The organism is Sphaerisporangium corydalis, from assembly GCF_025506355.1.
GTDB lineage: Bacteria > Actinomycetota > Actinomycetes > Streptosporangiales > Streptosporangiaceae > Sphaerisporangium > Sphaerisporangium corydalis.
In genome coordinates this window covers 1-18,897 of the sequence record NZ_JANZYP010000095.1, presented here as the reverse complement: position 1 = coordinate 18,897, position 18,897 = coordinate 1, and the positions used below count along the sequence as shown (strand labels likewise).

The 18,897-nt window shown below is 69.6% G+C and carries 15 protein-coding genes and 2 tRNA genes; 9 read left to right on the top strand and 8 right to left on the bottom strand.

The annotated features are described in order from the left end of the window. Nucleotides 1–18 precede the first annotated feature (18 nt). On the bottom strand, nt 19–1,086 hold the full coding sequence (galT, locus tag NYZ98_RS38735; RefSeq protein ID WP_262850025.1) for a galactose-1-phosphate uridylyltransferase: 1,068 nt from the start codon (nt 1,084–1,086) through the stop codon (nt 19–21). After that, a complete protein-coding gene (locus NYZ98_RS38730) occupies nt 1,083–1,883 on the bottom strand; it encodes a DeoR/GlpR family DNA-binding transcription regulator (protein ID WP_262850023.1) in 801 nt (266 codons plus the stop codon). Before NYZ98_RS38730 ends, galT begins: the two co-directional genes overlap by 4 nt. Before the next feature lie 156 nt (nt 1,884–2,039). On the opposite strand from NYZ98_RS38730, the gene NYZ98_RS41655 reads away from it, so the two are divergent. Next, nucleotides 2,040–2,117 carry a 50S ribosomal protein bL37 gene (locus NYZ98_RS41655; RefSeq protein WP_372444553.1) on the top strand — a complete coding sequence of 26 codons (78 nt, stop codon included), beginning with the start codon at nt 2,040–2,042 and terminating at the stop codon, nt 2,115–2,117. A 25-nt stretch (nt 2,118–2,142) separates the two neighbouring features. Here NYZ98_RS41655 and NYZ98_RS38725 read toward each other — a convergent pair whose 3' ends face one another. The 5 genes from NYZ98_RS38725 to NYZ98_RS38705 all read right to left on the bottom strand — a co-directional run bounded on the left by NYZ98_RS38725 (nt 2,143) and on the right by NYZ98_RS38705 (nt 7,455). Next, nucleotides 2,143–2,721 (bottom strand): TIGR03086 family metal-binding protein, encoded by a 579-nt coding sequence (locus tag NYZ98_RS38725; RefSeq protein ID WP_262850021.1) that lies wholly within the window; start codon nt 2,719–2,721, stop codon nt 2,143–2,145. Between the two features lie 98 nt (nt 2,722–2,819). Next, entirely contained in the window at nt 2,820–4,172 is a 1,353-nt protein-coding gene (locus NYZ98_RS38720) for a dihydrolipoyl dehydrogenase family protein (protein WP_262850019.1), read from the bottom strand. A 129-nt stretch (nt 4,173–4,301) separates the two neighbouring features. After that, a complete protein-coding gene (locus NYZ98_RS38715; RefSeq protein ID WP_262850017.1) occupies nt 4,302–6,212 on the bottom strand; it encodes a hypothetical protein in 1,911 nt (636 codons plus the stop codon). 236 nt (nt 6,213–6,448) lie between these two features. Then, nucleotides 6,449–7,114 carry a hypothetical protein gene (locus tag NYZ98_RS38710; RefSeq protein WP_262850015.1) on the bottom strand — a complete coding sequence of 222 codons (666 nt, stop codon included), beginning with the start codon at nt 7,112–7,114 and terminating at the stop codon, nt 6,449–6,451. Nucleotides 7,115–7,381: 267 nt separating this feature from the next. Then, nucleotides 7,382–7,455: transfer RNA gene (locus NYZ98_RS38705), tRNA-Gly, on the bottom strand. A gap of 90 nt (nt 7,456–7,545) precedes the next feature. Here NYZ98_RS38705 and NYZ98_RS38700 point away from each other — a divergent pair. Continuing rightward, a tRNA-Pro gene (locus NYZ98_RS38700) sits at nt 7,546–7,619 on the top strand. A 58-nt stretch (nt 7,620–7,677) separates the two neighbouring features. Here the strand turns inward: NYZ98_RS38700 and NYZ98_RS38695 are convergent. After that, entirely contained in the window at nt 7,678–8,097 is a 420-nt protein-coding gene (locus tag NYZ98_RS38695; RefSeq protein ID WP_262850013.1) for an ATP-binding protein, read from the bottom strand. A gap of 356 nt (nt 8,098–8,453) precedes the next feature. Between NYZ98_RS38695 and NYZ98_RS38690 the strand changes: the two genes are divergently transcribed. The 7 genes from NYZ98_RS38690 to NYZ98_RS38660 all read left to right on the top strand — a co-directional run bounded on the left by NYZ98_RS38690 (nt 8,454) and on the right by NYZ98_RS38660 (nt 18,392). Next, nucleotides 8,454–9,323: a helix-turn-helix domain-containing protein gene (locus tag NYZ98_RS38690; protein WP_262850011.1), complete on the top strand. Its 870-nt coding sequence runs from the start codon at nt 8,454–8,456 to the stop codon at nt 9,321–9,323. 206 nt (nt 9,324–9,529) lie between these two features. Then, nucleotides 9,530–10,897 carry a trigger factor gene (gene tig / locus NYZ98_RS38685; RefSeq protein ID WP_262850009.1) on the top strand — a complete coding sequence of 456 codons (1,368 nt, stop codon included), beginning with the start codon at nt 9,530–9,532 and terminating at the stop codon, nt 10,895–10,897. Between the two features lie 195 nt (nt 10,898–11,092). Continuing rightward, on the top strand, nt 11,093–12,664 hold the full coding sequence (locus NYZ98_RS38680) for a Na+/H+ antiporter (RefSeq protein WP_262850007.1): 1,572 nt from the start codon (nt 11,093–11,095) through the stop codon (nt 12,662–12,664). A gap of 117 nt (nt 12,665–12,781) precedes the next feature. Beyond that, entirely contained in the window at nt 12,782–13,426 is a 645-nt protein-coding gene (locus NYZ98_RS38675) for a ClpP family protease (RefSeq protein WP_262850005.1), read from the top strand. Nucleotides 13,427–13,437: 11 nt separating this feature from the next. Then, nucleotides 13,438–14,082, top strand: coding sequence for an ATP-dependent Clp protease proteolytic subunit (locus NYZ98_RS38670; protein WP_262850003.1), 645 nt, complete (start codon nt 13,438–13,440; stop codon nt 14,080–14,082). A gap of 180 nt (nt 14,083–14,262) precedes the next feature. Continuing rightward, nucleotides 14,263–15,546, top strand: a complete 1,284-nt coding sequence (clpX, locus tag NYZ98_RS38665) for an ATP-dependent Clp protease ATP-binding subunit ClpX (RefSeq protein ID WP_262850001.1) — start codon at nt 14,263–14,265, stop codon at nt 15,544–15,546. A gap of 248 nt (nt 15,547–15,794) precedes the next feature. Continuing rightward, nucleotides 15,795–18,392, top strand: a complete 2,598-nt coding sequence (locus NYZ98_RS38660) for a valine--tRNA ligase (protein WP_262849999.1) — start codon at nt 15,795–15,797, stop codon at nt 18,390–18,392. Nucleotides 18,393–18,897: the final 505 nt, after the last annotated feature.

Genomic DNA, 18,897 nt, shown 5'->3' with positions numbered 1-18,897 from the left:
AAATGGCTAATGGTCGATCTACTCCCGGAGCAGCCGGGCCGCCTCCTCGGGCGGGACGTCGTTCACGAACGCGCCCATCGCCGACTCGGAGCCCGCCATGTACTTCAGTTTGTTCGCCGCCCGCCGGGTGCTGAAGAGCTGGAGGTGCAGGTAGGACAGGTCGCGCCCCGTGCGGACCGGCGCCTGGTGCCAGGCCGCGACGTACGGCATGGCCACGCCGAACAGGCCGTCCAGCCTCCGCAGCAGGCCGGTGTACAGCGACGCGAAGGCCGCGCGCTCGTCGGCGTCCAGCGAGCCGAGGTCGGGGACCTGGCGGTTCAGGTAGACGTGCACCTCGAACGGCCAGCGGGCCGCCGCGGGGACGAACGCCGTCCAGTACTCGTTCGAGGCCACCACCCGGGTCTCGGCCTTGCGCTCGGCCGCCAGCACGTCGGCGAACAGGTTGCCGCCGGTCCGCTCCCGGTGCCGCTCGGCCGAGGCGAGCATCTGCCGGGTCCGGGGGGTGACGTACGGGTACGCGTAGATCTGGCCGTGCGGGTGGGCCAGCGTGATGCCGATCTCGGCGCCGCGGTTCTCGAAGCAGAACACCTGTTCCACGCCGGGAAGCGCCGACAGCCCAGCCGTGCGGTCGGCCCATGCGCGCAGGACCAGGTCCACCTGGTCGGGCGAGAGGTCGGCGAAGGAGGATCCGTGCTCGGAGGTGAAGCACACCACCTCGCAGCGGCCGACGCCGGCCCGCACCTCGCTCAGCCCGCCCACCTGCGCATACTCGCCCTGGACGAGGCTGAAGGACGGGAAGCGGTTCTCGAAGACGGCGACGTCGTATTCGGAGGACGGGATCTCGGTCGGCCGGCCGGGCGCCGAGGGGCACAGGGGGCACTCGTCGGCGGGCGGCAGGAACGTGCGCGTCTGCCGGTGGCCGGCGACCGCGACCCACTCGTCCATGATCGGGTCGTGGCGCAGCTGGGACGCCGGAGGGCGCGGGGGCAGGTCACGGGTGTCGGGCGCGCCGCGGTCGGCGTCGTCGCGACGGTCGAAGTAGATCAGTTCCCGCCCGTCGGCGAGGCGGGTGGCGGTGCGCTTCACTGGGCCACGACCTGGGCCGTCTCGGAGGGGTCGGTGATCAGCAGGCTGCCGGCCTGGTCGGACAGCGCCGCCCGCGCGTCCTCGGGCAGGCCGACGTCGCTGATCACGACGTGCGCCTCCTCCAGCTTGGCGATCGTGCTGATGCCCACCGTGCCCCACTTGGTGTGATCGGCGAGGACGACGAGTTGCTGCGCGGCGCCGACCAGCTCGCGGTCGGTCTCGGCCTCCAGCAGGTTCGGGGTGGTGAAGCCCGCCCGCGCGTTCATGCCGTGGACGCCCAGCATCAGCGTGTCCACGTTCAGCCGCCGGATGGCGGCCACCGCGACCGGGCCGACCAGCGCGTCGGACGGCGTGCGGACGCCGCCGGTGAGCACGACCGTCTGGTCGGGCCGTCCTGACCGGTGGAAGACGTCGGCGACCTGCACGGAGTTGGTGATGACCGTCAGCTCGGGGACGTCGAGGAGGTGGTGGGCGAGCGTCCACGTCGTGGTGCCGGCCGACAGCGCGACGGAGGTGCCGGGACGCACCAGGGAGGCGGCCCGGCGCGCGATGGCCTCCTTCTCGGGCTGCTGGCGCACCGACTTGGCGGCGAAGCCGGGCTCCTCGGTGGAACCGGCGCCGGTGGCCGTGGCGCCGCCGTGCACCTTCTCGATCAGCCCGCGCTCGGCCAGGACCTCGAGGTCGCGGCGGATCGTCATGTCCGACACCCCGAGCTCGCGTACCAGGTCGGCGACCCGGGCCGCGCCGTTCCTGCGAACGCGCTCGAGGATGGCCTGCTGCCGTTGCTGGGCCAGCATCACTTCTCCTCTTCAACAGATTTCAACAAATTATCACATGTTCGTACTAATCCAATGTTTGAAGATGATGAACAGCCAGGGTCCGTTTGGGCCTTGCCGGGCCCCCGCCTCCGGAGCACTGTGGATGGACGAGACGTGACGGAAAGGGGCCGTGAGATGGCGAGACGCGCGCGTAAGGGCCGGGCCCGCAAGAAGAAGAAGGCCAACCACGGCAAGCGGCCGGTATCACGCTGAACGACGGACGCCGGCCGCGGCCGCGCTACATCCTCGTACCGCCTCGGCCCCAGGCCGCCAGCAGACGGGTCTGCGGATCGGCGTCCTCGGGCAGAGGCAGGCGATCTCCTATCACCCCAGCCTGCCGGTAGGCCTCCTCGGCGCCGGCGAACCAGTTCGCGCACACCAGCACCAGCTCCGGGTCGAGGCGGTCGTCCACGCCGATCGCGGTCGCCAGGTCCCAGGTGTGGATCAGCGTGTCCGCGAACAGCTCGGTGATGTACTCCTCGCCGGGGACATCGCCGAACGACAGGTGCACCGTCCGGGTGAGCACCTCGTCCGGCTCGCAGGCGCGGATCGCTCCGGCCGCCGCCACGTCGAACGCCTTCACCGGGTCGTCCCCGAGCAGGTCGCCCTCGAACCGGTCGCCGACCTCCGCCACCGTACGGCCCGCGAGCAGCTCGGGCGCCCACAGGCTCTCGCCCACCAGATGGTCGACCAAGGTGTGCACGTCCCAGTCCGCACAGGCGGTGGGCAGCCGCCACTGCCCGGCCCGCACCTGGTGCACCCGCGTGCCGAAGTGGTCCAGGGCCCGCCGGTAGGCCTCGCGTATGTCCATCGTCATCATGCCCCTCCCGCGTCGTCGAACCGACGTTAACCCGAGCGGAAGATCCCGTCAGGAGGACGGTGGCCGCGATCCCGTACGAGCGGGGCGGGACGGGATCAGCCGAACTCGGCCAGGGTCTCCTCGATCGCCCCGTGGAACGCCGGGTACGCGTAGATCATCCGCTTCAGCTCCGCGACCGGCACCCGGGAGTGCACGGCGAGCGTCAGCAGGCCCAGGATCTCGCCCGCGTTCGGCGCCGCGACCGTCGCCCCGACCAGGACGCGCTCGTCGGCGACCAGCTTGACGAAGCCTTCCGCGCGGTGGATCCAGCCCCGCGCGGAGGAGGCGACGTCGCCGACCGCCGTGCGCACGGCGATGCCCGCCTCGCCCGCCCGCCGCTCGGTCATCCCGACGGCGGCCACCTCCGGGTCGGTGAAGGTCACCCTTGGTACGGCGTGGTAGGCGGCCCGTTCGTCCCCCTCGCCCAGGATGTCGGAGAGCGCGACCGTGGCCTGGTACATCGACACGTGCGTGAAGGCGCCCTTCCCCGTCACGTCGCCGACCGCCCACACGCCGTCGGCCACCCTCATGCGATCGTCCACGCCGATCGCGGGCGCGGACTCGTCCAGCCCGATGGCGCCCACACCGAGCGCGGCGAGGTCGACGCGGCGCCCGGCCGCGATCAGCAGCCGCTCGGCTCGGTGGCTGCCGTCGCCGGTCATCACGGTGAACGCCGCCCCGTGGTGGTCCACCCGCGTGACCTCGGCGCCGACGCGCACGGTGACGCCCTCGCCGGCGAGGACCTTCGCGAGCAGCTCGCCCGCCTCCGGCTCCTCGCCGGGCAGCAGCCGCCCGGCGCCCTCGATCAGCGTGACCTGGGCGCCGAACCGGCCGAAGACCTGGGCCAGCTCGCAGCCGATCGCCCCGCCGCCGAGCACGATCAGCGACTCCGGCACCTGGTCGGCCTCGATCACCTCGTGGTTGGTCCAGTACGGCGTGCCCGCCAGCCCGGCGATGGGCGGCACGGCGGCCTGGGAGCCGGTGGCGAACACCACGCCGCGGCGGGCGCGCAGCACGCGCGAGCCGTCGACCGTGACCTCCTTGGGCCCGGTGAGCCTGCCCCGCCCACGCACCAGGGTGCCGCCCGCGCCGGTGAACCGGTCCGCGGCGGCCTTGTCGTTCCAGTCGTCGGTGGCCTCCTCCCGGATCCGCCTGGCCACCGGGGCCCAGTCGGCGGTGACGGTGGAGGCGCCCGCCATGCCCGGGATCCGGCGTCCCTCGGCCAGCAGGTCGGCCGCCCGGATCATCATCTTGGACGGGACGCATCCCCAGTAGGGGCACTCGCCGCCCACCAGATTGGCCTCCACCCCCGCGACGGCCAGCCCCGCCCCCAGCAGGTGCTTGGCGACCTTCTCACCGCCCGGGCCGAGGCCCACGACGATGACGTCGAACTCTTCCTGTTCCCCCATGGCCTCCCCCTGCCCAGGGGATATCCCGCTGACACGGCCACCGCCGAGATCTGTCCTGCCGTACGCCTGGCGCGCGCATTACCGTCATGACCTGGGCGGTTCCCGACGACCGTCCGGATCGCTTGGCCGTCATAGGGGCCGGTAGCAGCACCGCAGACCCGTCTGGACGGTGGCGCGCAGCTCCTCGCCGATGACCGGGTCGGCCTCGGTGATGCGGTCCAGCGCCCGCCGGATGGCCTTCCCCACGGCGATCCGTGCCCGCTCGTCGCTGTCGGCGAACCGGCGGGGACGGCCGCCCATGCCGGTGGCGGCGGCCAGCTCGGCGATCAGCCAGTCGCGTTCGGCACGCAGGGCCTCGGCCCGCTCCGAGCCGCCCGAGCGCTCCAGCTCGTCGATCTCCTCGCGCAGCTCCGCCAGCCGCTGCTTGTACTTGCGCCTCGCCTCGTCGTCCAGCACCGGCTGGGCGGACCTGGCCTTCTCGTCGCCGGGAAGCCCGAGGCCCGCCACCAGGTCGGCGGCGGGGATCTCCCGCCCGGGGTTGGCGAGCAGCGTGGCCAGGTGCCGCATCCCGACGCTGTGGTCCACGAGCGCGGTGCGCCCGTCCAGCTCGACGCGCCACTGCCGGCCGCGACGGGCGAAGTCCACCACCGGCGCCCGCCGGCCGGGCCTCGCCTGGCGGTCCTTGGGACGGACCGCGGCCGGCAACGTCATGCCCAGCCGGGTCGCCTCCTGCGCCGCGAGCGTCAGCTCCCGCCTGGACTCGGGGTCGCGCGGCCCGTGCCGGAGCGCCAGCGTCTGGCCGAGCCGCATCCGGGACAGTACGAGGGCCGGCCAGTGGCCGAGCGCGAGGTTGTCGTGGATGGCGGAGCGCAGGTGGTCCACGGCCCGGTCGATGTCGCCGGTGGTCAGCGAGGCCACCCCGAGGCCGTGGTGGACCGACCCGAAGCACGTCACCCCGAGGCTGGCGAGCATCGGGAGCCCCGCGTACGGCAGGAGCAGGTCGTAGGCCTGGGCCGCGGTGTCGGCGTCCTCCAGGAGGTGGGCCGCCTCCACGATGCCGTACATCGAGGTCAGCCAGCTGCTCGACCGGGGCAGGTCGGCCAGGTCCTGACCCCGCAGGCGGGCCAGCGTCGCCACCGCCAGGCGCCGTTCGCCCGCTGAGGCCGCGGCGACCGCCAGGCCCGCGAAGTAGGAGTTGTCGACCGCGCTGAGGGTCGGCGAGTTCACCAGGTCCGACAGCAGCGGCACCAGCTCCGACACCCGGCCCTGGTACCAGCGGATCCCGCCGAGCTGGCCCCCGTACCAGCCGATGGCGTCCGCGTCGCCCGCCGCCGTGCCGCGCTCGGCGCACACCCCGGCGAGCGCCTCCGCCTGGTCGAACCGGCCGGCCCGCACGAGCAGCATGACCTTGAGGGCGTCCACGACGAACCCGACCGCCAGGTGGTCCTCCTCGGCGAGCAGTTCGCGCAGCTCTTCGAGCGAGCGCTCGGCGTGCGGGTCGGCGGTGAGGAAGAGGTCGCTGGTGCGCCACAGCAGGCCCATCAGCAGATCGCCGCGCCGGCCCGTCCGCGAGGCCTCGCCGATCAGCTCCTGGGCCAGTTCCAGCCGGATCGCCCCGTGCCCGGGCCCGAGGACGCAGTGGTGGGCCATGCTCAGCGTCTCGGCCAGCGCCACCGAATGCCCGGCCTGCCGTGCCTCGGTCAGCATCGCCATGATCGCGCCGTGGCCGCCGGCGCGGTAGTCCTCCTCGCCGGCCAGCCGGGCGCGCAGCCGCAGGGACAGCGAGGACCGGGGGTCGATCAGGGTGAGGGCGTGGCGCTGACGTGCCCGTACCATCGCGGCGTCGGCGGCCGTGCGGTGCTCGTGCACCCACAGGCCACCGAGTCCGAGCGCCGCCTCGGCGATCCCATAGGAGTCACCCTGGCGCTCCGCCTCGCGGTAGGCGTTGTCGTAGCAGCGGCGGGCGGCGTTCAGGTCGCCTTGGGTGTACAACGCGCGCTCTCCCGCCGAGAGCCAGGACTCGACGTCCCGGCTCCCCACGATCGGCTCCGGTTCCGCGATCCGAACCCCAATCACAGCTTTCTCCCCGCTCCAACGGCGTCGCCGAGCGGGATCCGTCCCATCTGCTGGATCGTGAATGGGGTCCCGGCCTGGTCGCACTTTTCTCGGGCTTACGGGTCCAGTGGTATCCGTCGTTGCTTGCAAGATCTTTGACGATCACTTGCACGGGATCTTACTCGGAAGCGTCGTGCCCAGGCCGTGGATCGGCTGTTCAGTCAGGCCATGATGAAGCGCTTGATGTACTTGCGGTAGTCCGCCGGGCGCGCCTCGGTGTAGTACTTCGTCGGGTCGCTGCCCTGCGAGATGTACGTCAGGAGCGGGCAGGTGGTGGACGCGGCCCGTCCCTTGTGCGCGTACAGCGCCCTGCCGGTGCGGCCCTCCAGCACGCGCACCCGGTAGGTGGTGTTGTACATCGTCACCGACAGCGGCTTGTGGGTCTTGCTGTCCTCCATCTGGCAGACCTTCCCCGCCGGTGCGGTGCCGGTGCGCTCGTAGCACACCACCAACTGCGTCTGCTCCACGTCGTCGGCGTACCCGAGGATCCAGCCGCGCGGGAAGTCGCCGTCCGAGGGCGAGGTCTGCGACCAGAGGTCCTTGGACCGGCCCATCAGCACGGCGGGGTGGACCGTCTTGGACGCGCGCCGGTAGGCGGGCAGGCCGGGGAAGCCGAGGCCGTCGCCGCAGACGCGGCCGAGGTCGGAGGCGAACGCCGGCCGCTCCGGCCCCTTCGGCGCCGCGGGCGCCCCCGCGCGGCCGGTGAACTGCGTCGGCGCCTGCGAGCACCCGCTCACCAGCGCGCCCACGACCAGCCCCGCCGCGGCGGCCCGCACCCACTTCCCGTCACGCCGCCCTGCGTCCTGCCCTGCCGAACGGTTGCGCACCCACACGAGGAATCCCCTCCGATGTCCACTGCTCGAATGCGGGGGGTCCTCGGCGCGGGCGTCCCGTGGGCGGGCCGCACGGGCTTCCGGCGGGCACATCAGGTGGCCGGCCCCCCTCCCAGGAGGCGTGACATCCTGTTCCATCCCGTGCCACCCCGCCGGAAACAGGGCGCGGTGGCGGGCGCGGCACGGGAGATACATGGGAAATGGGCCGGGAAACAACTGAGGCCCGGGCCGAGGACGAGTCCTCTACCTGGGCCTTCGCGGTGGAGCGGACGACGGGAATCGAACCCGCGTAGCCAGTTTGGAAGACTGGGGCTCTACCATTGAGCTACGTCCGCGCGAGCCGGTCGCAGTCTGGTCTAGACTTCATCCGGTCGTCAGGACGTAAGCGTACCGGAGAATCCGAGTGCGCGAGTGGCCGGACGTTCCGGGGTGTAGCGCAGCTTGGTAGCGCGCCTGCTTTGGGTGCAGGAGATCATCGGTTCAAATCCGGTCACCCCGACACACCGCTCTCCGACCCCCCGAAAAGGGGTTCGGCGGGTCGTTTCTGAGGTACCCGTTCAGCGTTCGGCGCGGAACAGCGCCCAGACGGCCTTGCCGCCCTCGTCGAGCGCGTCCCAGCCCCAGCACTTGCTGTAGGTCTCGACGATGTACAGCCCGCGCCCGTTCTCGGACACGAAGTCCGGCTCCTTGGGCTTCGGTGCCTCGTCGCTCGGGTCGGAGACCGCGAGCAGCACGTGCGGGGCGAGGCGCAGGAGCATCAGCGTGATGGGATGCTCGTCGAAGTGCCGCACCGAGTAGCTCGCGTAGCGGACGGCGTTGGTGACCAGTTCGGAGACCACGAGCGACACGTCGTCGCCGAGTTCCGGAAGCCCCCATTGCCGCAATGTGGTCCGGGTGACGTCGCGGGCCGTTTTGACGGAATCGGCCTGGGGGCGCAGCGGGCAGGTGGTGGCGTCATCGCGGCCGCTCGACCGCAAAAGCCTTTGGAATCCCACTTCGCGGGTCGCTTCGAGGCAACGGGCCGCGGATACGGGCTCCAGCATCCTGCTGATACCTCCCGCTGTCATTGTGAGTCTCCGCAGCCTGTCGTCTCTTTTACGAGTTAGTGCACCTTTAACCCAATATGCACTAGGCCATCATGGGTCAGTATTGAGGCTCGGTGCAAGACCCAAATGCACGTGCATGTGCGCCGTGCAGACGCATGAACCAGGGCGGATGCGACGTCTCGGCAGGGCGGACGCGACCCGTGTCGGCGACGCGTGGACCAGACCTTGTCACGGGGGCCGGAAGTGGTGACACTGTGTTGGCTGGCCTGAGTAGAGAAGGAGGCCGAATGACGCCGTTCCAGCCTGGATCCGGACCCACGGCTCTCCGTATCCTCTTGGGGTCCCAGTTGCGCCGCCTTCGTGAACAAAAGGGCATTTCCCGAGAAGACGCCGGCCATCTGATCCGAGGTTCCGAATCCAAGATCAGCAGGATGGAGCTGGGACGGGTCGGATTCAAGGAACGCGATGTCGCGGACCTGCTCACCCTTTACGGCGTCGCGGACGGCCAGGCGCGCACCGCCGTGATGGAACTCCTGGACCGGGCGAACGAGCCCGGCTGGTGGCACCGCTTCAACGACCTCCTGCCCTCTTGGTTCCAGGCCTACGTCGGCCTGGAGGAGGCCGCCTCGCGCATCCGCACGTACGAGGTGCAGTTCATCCCCGGCCTGCTGCAGACCAAGGAGTACGCCCGGGCCGTGATCACCGCGGGCGCCGCGGGCGTCGGGCCCGCCGAGATCGCGCGCCGCGTCGACCTGCGGGTCGAGCGCCAGCGCGTCCTCGACCGCGCCGACGGGCCCATCTTCTGGGCGGTGATCGACGAGGCCGCGCTGCGCCGGCCGATCGGCGGCGCCGACGTCATGCGCGGCCAGGTGGAACATCTGCTCGAGGTCATGCGGCTGCCGAACATCACGATTCAGGTCATGCCCTTCAGTTTCGGCGGGCACAGCGCCGAGGGCGGTGCGTACAGCATCCTGCGCTTCGAGGACAGCGAGCTTCCCGACGTGGTCTACGTCGAGCAGCTGGCCAGCGCGCTCTACCTGGACAAACGCGAGGAGGTGGACCGTTACAGCGAGGTGATGGAACGGCTGTGCGCCGTCAGCACCACCCCCGACGCGACGGTCGACATCCTGCAGAAGATCATCTCTGACAGATTCTGACGCCTGTCGATGACGTCTAAGGTGCCCGCCTGCCCTAGACTGGCATGCGGCGCTGGACACCCGCCACAATCGAGCACGCCCAGATAGCGTGCCCGTCGGCCTGTGCACTGAGCCGCCCATGTGGGCGCGGCGCGCGAACATGTCGCGGTAGCCGTACCGGATGACGCGCCCGCGATCACCAGAAGCTTGATCAAGGAGACCACCCCGTGAAGACCGCTGTCGAGGAGCTCAGCCCGACCCGGGTGAGGCTCACCGTCGAGGTGCCGTTCGAGGAGCTCGAGACGAGCATGCAGGCGGCGTACAAGAAGGTCGCGCAGCAGGTGCGCGTGCCCGGCTTCCGCCCCGGCAAGGTTCCCGCCCGCATCATCGAGCAGCGCTTCGGCCGCGCGGTGGTCCTGGAAGAGACCCTCAACGACGCCCTGCCGAAGCTGTACGGCCAGGCCGTGGACGAGAGCGACGTCTTCCCGGTGAGCCAGCCCGAGATCGAGGTCACCAAGATCGACGACGGCAAGGAGGTGGAGTTCACCGCGGAGGTGGACGTCCGCCCGGCCTTCGACATCCCGGCCTACGAGGGCCTTGAGGTGACCGTCCCCTCGTCCGAGGTCTCCGACGAGGACATCGACACCCAGATCGACGCGCTGCGCCAGCGGTTCGCGACGCTGACCGGCGTCGAACGCGCCGCCGGCAACGGCGACTACGTCGTGATGGACCTCTCCGCGACCATCGACGGCAAGAACGTCGAGGAGCAGCAGGCCTCCGACGTCTCCTACGAGGTGGGCGCCGGCTCGGTGCTCGAAGGCCTCGACGACGCCCTGGTCGGCATGAGCGCGGGCGACGAGAAGACCTTCACCACCACCCTGGTCGGCGGCGAGAACGCCGGCGAGGAAGCCGACGTCACGATCAACGTCAAGAACGTCAAGGAGAAGGTCCTCCCCGAGCTGGACGACGAGTTCGCCGGCCTGGCCAGCGAGTTCGACACGCTGGAGGAGCTGCGTGCCAGCATCCGCGAGCAGGCCCGCCGCAACAAGCTCGTCGACCAGGTCGTGCAGGCCCGCGAGAACGCGCTGGCGACCCTGCTCGACAACCTCGACATCCCGCTGCCCGACAGCGCGCTGAACGCCGAGCTGGACGCCCGCAAGCACAACCTTGAGCACCAGATCGGCGAGAGCGGCCTGAGCCGCGAGGCGTTCTTCCGGCTCTACCAGACCACCGAGGAAGAGCGTTTCGCCGAGTTCGACGAGAACTCCCGCAAGGCGATCAAGACCGGCTTCCTGCTCGACAAGATCGTCAAGCGCGAGGACCTCGGGGTCAACGAGCAGGAGCTGACCAACTTCGTGGTGCGGCGCGCCATGCAGCTCGGCGTCGCCCCGAACACCCTGGCCCAGCACCTCGCCGACAACGACCAGCTCACGCTGGCCATGGTCGAGATCGTCCGTGACAAGGCCAAGACCGTCATCGGCGATGCCGTCAAGGTGACCGACGAGGCGGGCAACGAGGTCGACCTCAAGGCCATCTACGCCGAGCTCAACGAGGCCGAAGAGGCGGAGCAGGCCGCCGCCGCGGCGGCCGAGTGAGCACGCGCGTCCCTGGGTGATCCGGGCCCTGTGACAGGGCCGTGAGCATTCCTGACGATGCCCCCGCCGCGAGCGCGGCGGGGGCATCGTTGTCTCCGTTTTGGGCCGCCCCTGCCTACTTAAGTGACATTAGTGGTGATTCTTGCTGGATGGGGGGCACTTCCCGACTGTGCAGGACGGCGACCAGGGGGGTAGATGATCGAGGACTACCTCATCATCGGCGTGGCCATCGCGGTGATCATGCTGGTCGGACGGGGGCTGGCGCGGCGTTTCGGCCTCCCGCCCGCGATCCCGCTGGTGCTCCTCGGGGTCGGCGCGAGCCTGCTGCCGGGCATGTCGAAGGCCGTCGTCGCGCCGGAGGTGATCCTCAACCTCTACCTCCCCCTGCTGGTCTACCGCACCGCCTTCCTCACCGCGCCCCGCGAGACCAAGGAGGACGCGGTCCCGATCTCGGTGCTGGCCTTCGGCCTCACCTGCGTGACCGCCCTCGCCGTCACGCTGGCCGTGCACCTCACCGTGCCCCAGGTGGGCTGGCCGGTCGCCCTGGCCCTCGGCGCCGCCGTGTCGCCGACCGACCCCGTCGCGGCGACGTCCATCATGCAGCGCCTTGGCGCCCCGCGGCGCCTGGTGACGATCCTGGAGGGCGAGAGCCTCGTCAACGACGCCGTGGCCCTCACCCTGTTCGGACTGGCCCTCACCGCGCTCTCGGAGCCGGTCACGGCCGCCGACGGGGCGCTGCTGATGGTCCGGGTGGTGGCGGGCGGCGTGGTGTACGGCCTGGCGGTGGGATGGGCCGTGGCCCGGCTCCGCCTCTGGATCAAGGACGGCGGCGCGCAGATCGTGGTCTCGCTGATCACGCCCTTCCTCGCCTACCTCCCGGCGGAGCATTTCGGGCTCTCCGGGGTGCTCGCCACCATCACCACCGGCTTCTACCTCGGCATGCGCGCCAGCGGCCTGCTCCAGCCGGCCTCCCGCGTCACCGGCAAGGCGTTCTGGGACGTCCTGGTCTTCCTGCTGGAGTCCAGCCTCTTCGTCCTGCTCGGCCTGGAGATCCGCCAGGTGATCGCCGGCGTCTCGGAGTACTCGGCCCTCTCGCTGGCCTGGACCGCCCTGGTCGTCATCGCGGTCATCGTGCTGCTCAGGCTGCTGTGGACGATGGTGGTGTTCCCGCTGGCCAAGTGGCTCCCGGGCAAGCACCTGTCCTTCGACCGGGTCGGCGGGGCCGCGCGGCTGGTGATGGGCTGGGCGGGGATGCGCGGCGCGATCACCCTCGCCGTCGCCCTCTCGATCCCCCTGAAGGTGCCGAACCGGCCGCTGCTGATCTTCCTGGCCGCCGTCGTGGTCGTCGTGACCCTGCTCGGGCAGGCCACCACGCTGACCCCGCTGCTGCGGCGTCTCGGGCTGGGCGAGTCCGAGAAGGAGGTCATCGAGGAGGCCACCGCCCGGGAGGCCACCATGGAGGCGGCCCTCGCCAGGCTCGACAGGCTCGGCGCCGACGGAAAGGTCGACGACCGCATGGCCGACGTGTTCCGCCAGCTCCTCCAGCTCCGCCTCGACCGGGTGCGCGCGATCCTGGACGACGACCAGGAGGACGACGGGGAATCGGGACCCTCAGAGACCCGGTGGCTGCGCAAGGAACTGGCCCGGGCCCAGCGGGAGAAACTGGACGAGCTTTACTCCCAGGGCGAGATCAGCGCCGAGACGCAACGGCACCTCGGCCACGAGCTTGACCTGGAGGATCGCCGCCGCGCGTCGGGCCCCCACTGAGCCCCTAGCCACCTGCGCCGTCAGCGAACAGCGCGAAGACGGGGACTGACCGGTCGGTGCCGCGCGTTAAGGTCACAAGCAAAGCCCATCGATTACGACGCATCGGAAGGTGACGCTGTGACCAGCCCGCCGACCTCATACCAGCCCACGAGCTTCGGGCCGGAGTCGCGTGGCCGTGAGAACGGCTCGTTCCGGCTCGAGGACCAGCTTTACAACCGTCTGCTGCGTGAGCGCATCGTGGTGCTCGGCACCCAGGTGGACGACGAGGTCGCCAACCGGATCTGCGCCGAGCTCCTCCTGCTGGCCGCCGACGACGCCAACCGGGACATCTGGCTCTACATCAACTCGCCCGGCGGTTCGGTGACGGCTGGCATGGCGATTTACGACATGATGGAGTATGTGCCGAACGACGTCTGCACGGTCGCCATGGGCCTCGCGGCCTCGATGGGGCAGTTCCTGCTCTGCGCGGGGGAGAAGGGCAAGCGTTACGCGCTGCCGCACGCCCGCATCATGATGCACCAGCCCTCCGGCGGCATCGGCGGCACGGCCGCCGACATCGCGATCCAGGCCGAGCAGATGCTGTACGTCAAGAAGACCCTGGCGGAGCGCATCGCGTACCACACCAGCCAGCCGATCGACCAGATCGAGAAGGACTCCGACCGGGACCGCTGGTTCACGGCCGAGGAGGCCAAGGAATACGGCTTCATCGACCATGTCGTGCGCAGCGCCCGGCAGGTGCCCTCTGAGGGCGCCGTCTCCTGAAGGGGCAATCCGTGAATGATCTGATCCGGCCGGGGGACATCAACGGCCGCTACATCATCCCTTCGTTCGTCGAACGCACCACGTACGGCGTCAAGGAGATGAACCCTTACAACAAGCTCTTCGAGGATCGCATCATCTTCCTCGGGGTGCAGATCGACGACGCGTCGGCGAACGATGTGATGGCCCAGCTGCTGACGCTGGAGTCACTTGATCCAGATCGTGACATCAGCATCTACATCAACTCGCCCGGTGGCTCGTTCACCGCGATGACGGCGATCTACGACACGATGCAGTTCGTCCGTCCGGAGATCCAGACCGTGTGTCTCGGCCAGGCGGCCTCCGCCGCGGCCGTGCTGCTGGCCGGTGGCACTCCGGGCAAGCGTTTCGCGCTGCCGAACGCCCGTGTCCTGATCCACCAGCCCTCCACCGAGGGCGGCGGCCAGGGCAGCGACATCGAGATCCAGGCGCGCGAGATCCTCCGGATGCGTTCGCTTCTGGAGGAGATCGTCGCCCGGCATTCGGGCAAGGCACCGGAAGAGGTCCGCCGCGACATCGAGCGCGACAAGATCCTCAACGCCGACGAGGCCAAGGACTACGGCCTGATCGACGACATCATCCCCTCACGGAAGAAACGCGCTCAAGCCGTGGCTTCCTGAGGACGCGGATCGCACCGGAACGGTGCCCAATTGGGCACGTTCCGGTGCGACTCACCGCTAGGGGGCGCACTGAGGGCCCAGAAGACGGTAACGTCGAAACCTGAGCGGGATGACTTTTCGGACCGAGTCCGCAAGATTCGGATCGCGGAGCAGGCGGTCCCACGCAAAGGAGTATCTGGGGTGGCACGCATCGGCGACGGCGGAGACCTGCTGAAGTGCTCGTTCTGCGGGAAGAGCCAGAAGCAAGTCAAGAAGCTCATCGCCGGACCAGGCGTCTACATCTGCGATGAGTGCATCGATCTCTGCAACGAGATCATCGAAGAGGAGCTCTCGGAGTCCTCCGAGCTCAAGTGGGACAGTCTCCCCAAGCCGAGAGAGATCTACGAGTTCCTCGACGCCTACGTCATCGGTCAGGACCAGGCGAAGAAGGCGCTCTCGGTGGCGGTGTACAACCACTATAAGCGGGTGCAGTCCGGCGAACGCGGCCGCGACGACGGCCTGGAGCTGGCGAAGTCCAACATTCTGTTGCTCGGCCCGACCGGTTCGGGCAAGACCCTGCTCGCGCAGACTCTCGCGAAGATGCTGAACGTGCCCTTCGCCATCGCTGACGCCACGGCGCTCACCGAGGCGGGCTACGTCGGCGAGGACGTCGAGAACATCCTGCTCAAGCTGATCCAGGCCGCTGACTACGACGTCAAGAAGGCCGAGACGGGCATCATCTACATCGACGAGGTCGACAAGATCGCCCGCAAGAGCGAGAACCCCTCGATCACCCGCGACGTGTCGGGCGAGGGCGTGCAACAGGCACTGCTGAAGATCCTCGAAGGCACGACCGCCTCGGTCCCGCCCCAGGGGGGTCGCAAGCATCCCCACCAGGAGTTCATCCAGATCGACACCACCAACGTGCTGTTCATCTGCGGTGGTGCCTTCGCCGGGCTCGAGAAGATCATCGAGTCGCGCATCGGCAAGAAGGGCATCGGCTTCAACGCGATCATCCACTCCAAGGACGAGATCGACGCGGCCGACATCTTCGCCGACGTCATGCCGGAGGACCTGCTGAAGTTCGGCATGATCCCCGAGTTCGTCGGACGTCTCCCGGTCATCACCAGCGTGCACAACCTCGACCGCGAGGCGCTCATCCAGATCCTCACCGAGCCGAGGAACGCTCTGGTCAAGCAGTACCGCCGGCTCTTCGAGCTCGACAACGTCGAGCTGGAGTTCACCGACGACGCGCTGGAGGCCATCGCCGACCAGGCGATCCTGCGTGGCACCGGAGCCCGGGGGCTGCGCGCCATCATGGAGGAGGTCCTCCTGTCGGTGATGTACGAAGTGCCTTCCCGCCAGGATGTGGCGCGCGTCGTCATCACCAGGGAGTCGGTGCTGGAGCACGTCAACCCGACCCTGGTGCCGCGCGACCAGCTCAACGCCAAGCAGCAGCGGACCCCGAGGGAGAAGTCCGCCTGACCGGGCGGTCCCTGGACCCACACATGATCGCGGACGGCCGGTGGCCGCCCGCGATCACGCTTTTCGGGCACGGCCGCCGTGCGCCGCGAAACTACCGGGATGTTACGGGCAGACCCTAGGCGTTACGGAACGTGACGGGACGTGCGCCCCGGTGCGCCGGAGGCGTATTACGGGCCATCGCATGCCCGCATATCGGGTTGGGGCAGTCGTGATTACCGGGCCCGGGCAAGGTGTCGGCGTCTCTACACTTGGGGAGTGTGACAACGCCTGAGCTGCCAACCCAGTACGCACCCGCTGACGTCGAAACCCGGAGCTACGAGCGCTGGGTCGCGGAAGGCTACTTCACGGCGGATGTAGGCAGCGACCGCGAGCCTCACACCATCGTGCTGCCGCCCCCCAATGTCACCGGTGTCCTCCATATCGGCCACGCCCTCGACCACTCCCTTCAGGACGCGCTCAGCAGGCGCGCGCGGATGCGCGGATTCGAGACGCTCTGGCTCCCCGGCATGGACCACGCCGGCATCGCCACGCAGAACGTCGTCGAGCGCGAGCTGGCCAAGGAGGGCCTGTCGCGCCACGACCTCGGCCGCGAGGCGTTCGTCGAGCGCGTGTGGCAGTGGAAGGAGGAGTCGGGCGGCCGCATCCTCGGCCAGATGGCCAAGCTCGGCGACAGCGTCGACTGGACGCGCGAGCGGTTCACCATGGACGAGGGGCTCTCCCGAGCCGTTCAGACGATCTTCAAGCGGCTCTTCGACGACGGGCTCATCTATCGCGCCGAGCGCATCATCAACTGGTGCCCCCGCTGTCTCACCGCCCTGTCCGACATCGAGGTCGACCACACCGACGACGACGGCGAGCTCGTCTCCATCCGGTACGGCGAGGGCGACTCGGCCATCGTGGTCGCGACCACCCGCGCCGAGACGATGCTCGGGGACACGGCCGTGGCCGTCCACCCCGCCGACGAGCGCTACGCCCACCTGGTGGGCACCTCCGTGGAGGTGCCGCTCACCGGGCGGCTCATCCCGATCGTGGCCGACGAGCACGTCGACCCCGCGTTCGGCACCGGCGCGGTCAAGGTCACCCCGGCGCACGACCCCAACGACTTCGAGATCGGCCGGCGCCACGGGCTGCCCTCGCTCGCCGTCATGGACGAGCGCGGCGTCATCACCGCCCACGGTCCCTTCGAAGGGCTCGACCGCTTCGAGGCCAGGCCCGCGGTGGTCGCGGCCCTGCGGGCCGAGGGACGCGTCGTCGCCGAGAAGCGCCCCTACGTCCACGCCGTCGGCCACTGCTCGCGCTGCAAGACCGTGGTCGAGCCGCGCCTGTCCCTGCAGTGGTTCGTGAACGTCCAGCCCCTGGCGAAGGCCGCCGGCGACGCGGTCCGCGACGGCAGCACCCGCATCCACCCGCCGGAGCTGGCCAAGCGCTACTTCGACTGGGTCGACGACATGCACGACTGGTGCATCTCCCGCCAGCTGTGGTGGGGTCACCGCATCCCGGTCTGGTACGGCCCGGAGGGCGAGGTCGTGTGCGTGGGCGCCGGCGAGGAGCCCCCGGCCGGGTACACGCAGGACTCCGACGTCCTCGACACCTGGTTCTCCTCGGCCCTATGGCCGTTCTCCACCCTCGGCTGGCCGGACAGGACGCCCGAGCTCGAACGCTTCTACCCCACGACGGTGCTGGTCACCGGGTACGACATCCTGTTCTTCTGGGTCGCCCGCATGATGATGTTCGGGCTGTACGCCATGGACGGCACGCCGCCGTTCCAGACCGTGTCCCTGCACGGCATGGTGCGCGACCAGTACGGCAAGAAGATGTCGAAGTCGTCGGGCAACGTCGTCGACCCGCTCGACTGGATCTCCCGCTACGGCGCCGACGCCACCCGCTTCACGCTGCTGCGGGGGGCCGGCCCGGGTTCCGACGTCGCGATCAGCGACGACTGGGCCGCCGGCTCGCGCAACTTCTGCAACAAGATCTGGAACGCCACGCGGTTCGCGCTGATGAACGGCGCGACGGTGGCGGAGACGCTGCCCGGCCCGGGCGATCTGACGGTGGCCGACCGGTGGATCCTGTCGCGCCTGGACTCGGTCGTCGGCGCGGTCGACGCCGCCTACGACGACTTCGAGTTCGCCAAGATCTCCGACCAGCTCTACCACTTCGCATGGGACGAGGTCTGCGACTGGTACGTCGAGCTGGCCAAGATCCAGATCGCCTCGGGCGGCGAGGTGGCCGACCGCACCCGGCGGGTGCTGGGCCATGTGTTCGACTCCCTGCTCCGGCTGCTCCACCCGCTCGTGCCGTTCGTCAGCGAGGAACTCTGGCGGGCGCTCACCGGAGGGCCGTCCATCACCGTGGCGTCGTGGCCGGCCGTCCTCGGCGTCGCCGACCCCGCCGCCGAGGGGGAGATCCTTGCCCTGCGGGACCTCGTCACCGAAGTCCGCCGCTTCCGCTCCGACCAGGGGCTCAAGCCCGGTCAGAAGGTCGCGGCGAAGCTCGCGCTCGACGGCACCGCTCTGGCCGCCCACGAGCCCGCCATCCGGGTCCTGCTGCGGCTGGACACCCCCGCGGAGTCGTTCGTGGCGACGGCACGGCTGGCCGTGGGCTCGGCCGTCATCGAGATCGACACGGCCGGGGCGATCGACGTCGCGGCCGAGCGGAAGCGCATGGAGAAGGATCTGGCCGCCGCCCGCAAGGAGGCGGCCCAGGCGACCGCGAAGCTGGGGAACGAGCAGTTCATGTCCAAGGCCCCGGAGGACGTCGTGACCAAGGTCCGGGGGAAGGCGGCGCAGGCGGACGCCGACATCGCCCGGCTGCGGGCGCAGCTCGATGCCCTTCCGGCCGGCTGAGACGCAGGTCAGAGAGCCCGCGGCCGGTGTGGCCGCGGGCTCTCGCGTTTTCGCGTGTACGGCTCCGACATCGGAGGTTTGAGGGTGCGCGGCGCGGGAATGACAGTTGATCGACCCAAGATGTTCATGGCACGGTCTTGCCGGTGCTAGAGTTCTTCTCGCAGGGCAACGCGGCACTCCGCTCGATCCGAACGGAGTCTCCTGGTTCCAGGAGAGGTCAGGTTCCCTGTACTCCCAAAGACTCACCTTGGTTTGGGTTGCCGTGTCGGAGTTTGACGCTGCTGACCACATCAGGTAAGTTAGTGGAGTTGCCCTGGAAACGGGGTGGTTCGAATTCTAGATGGTTTGCCGGGTTGGAAGTCAAGTGCCTGCAAAGGCGCGGTTTGCTCCTGGTCAAGCGGACCTTGTAGGATGAGGGCATACGAGATGGAAGCCCCGGAGTCTTGAATCCTTGCGGGTTCGGGTGATGGTGTACGCGTCCGTTTCTTGAGAACTCAACAGTGTG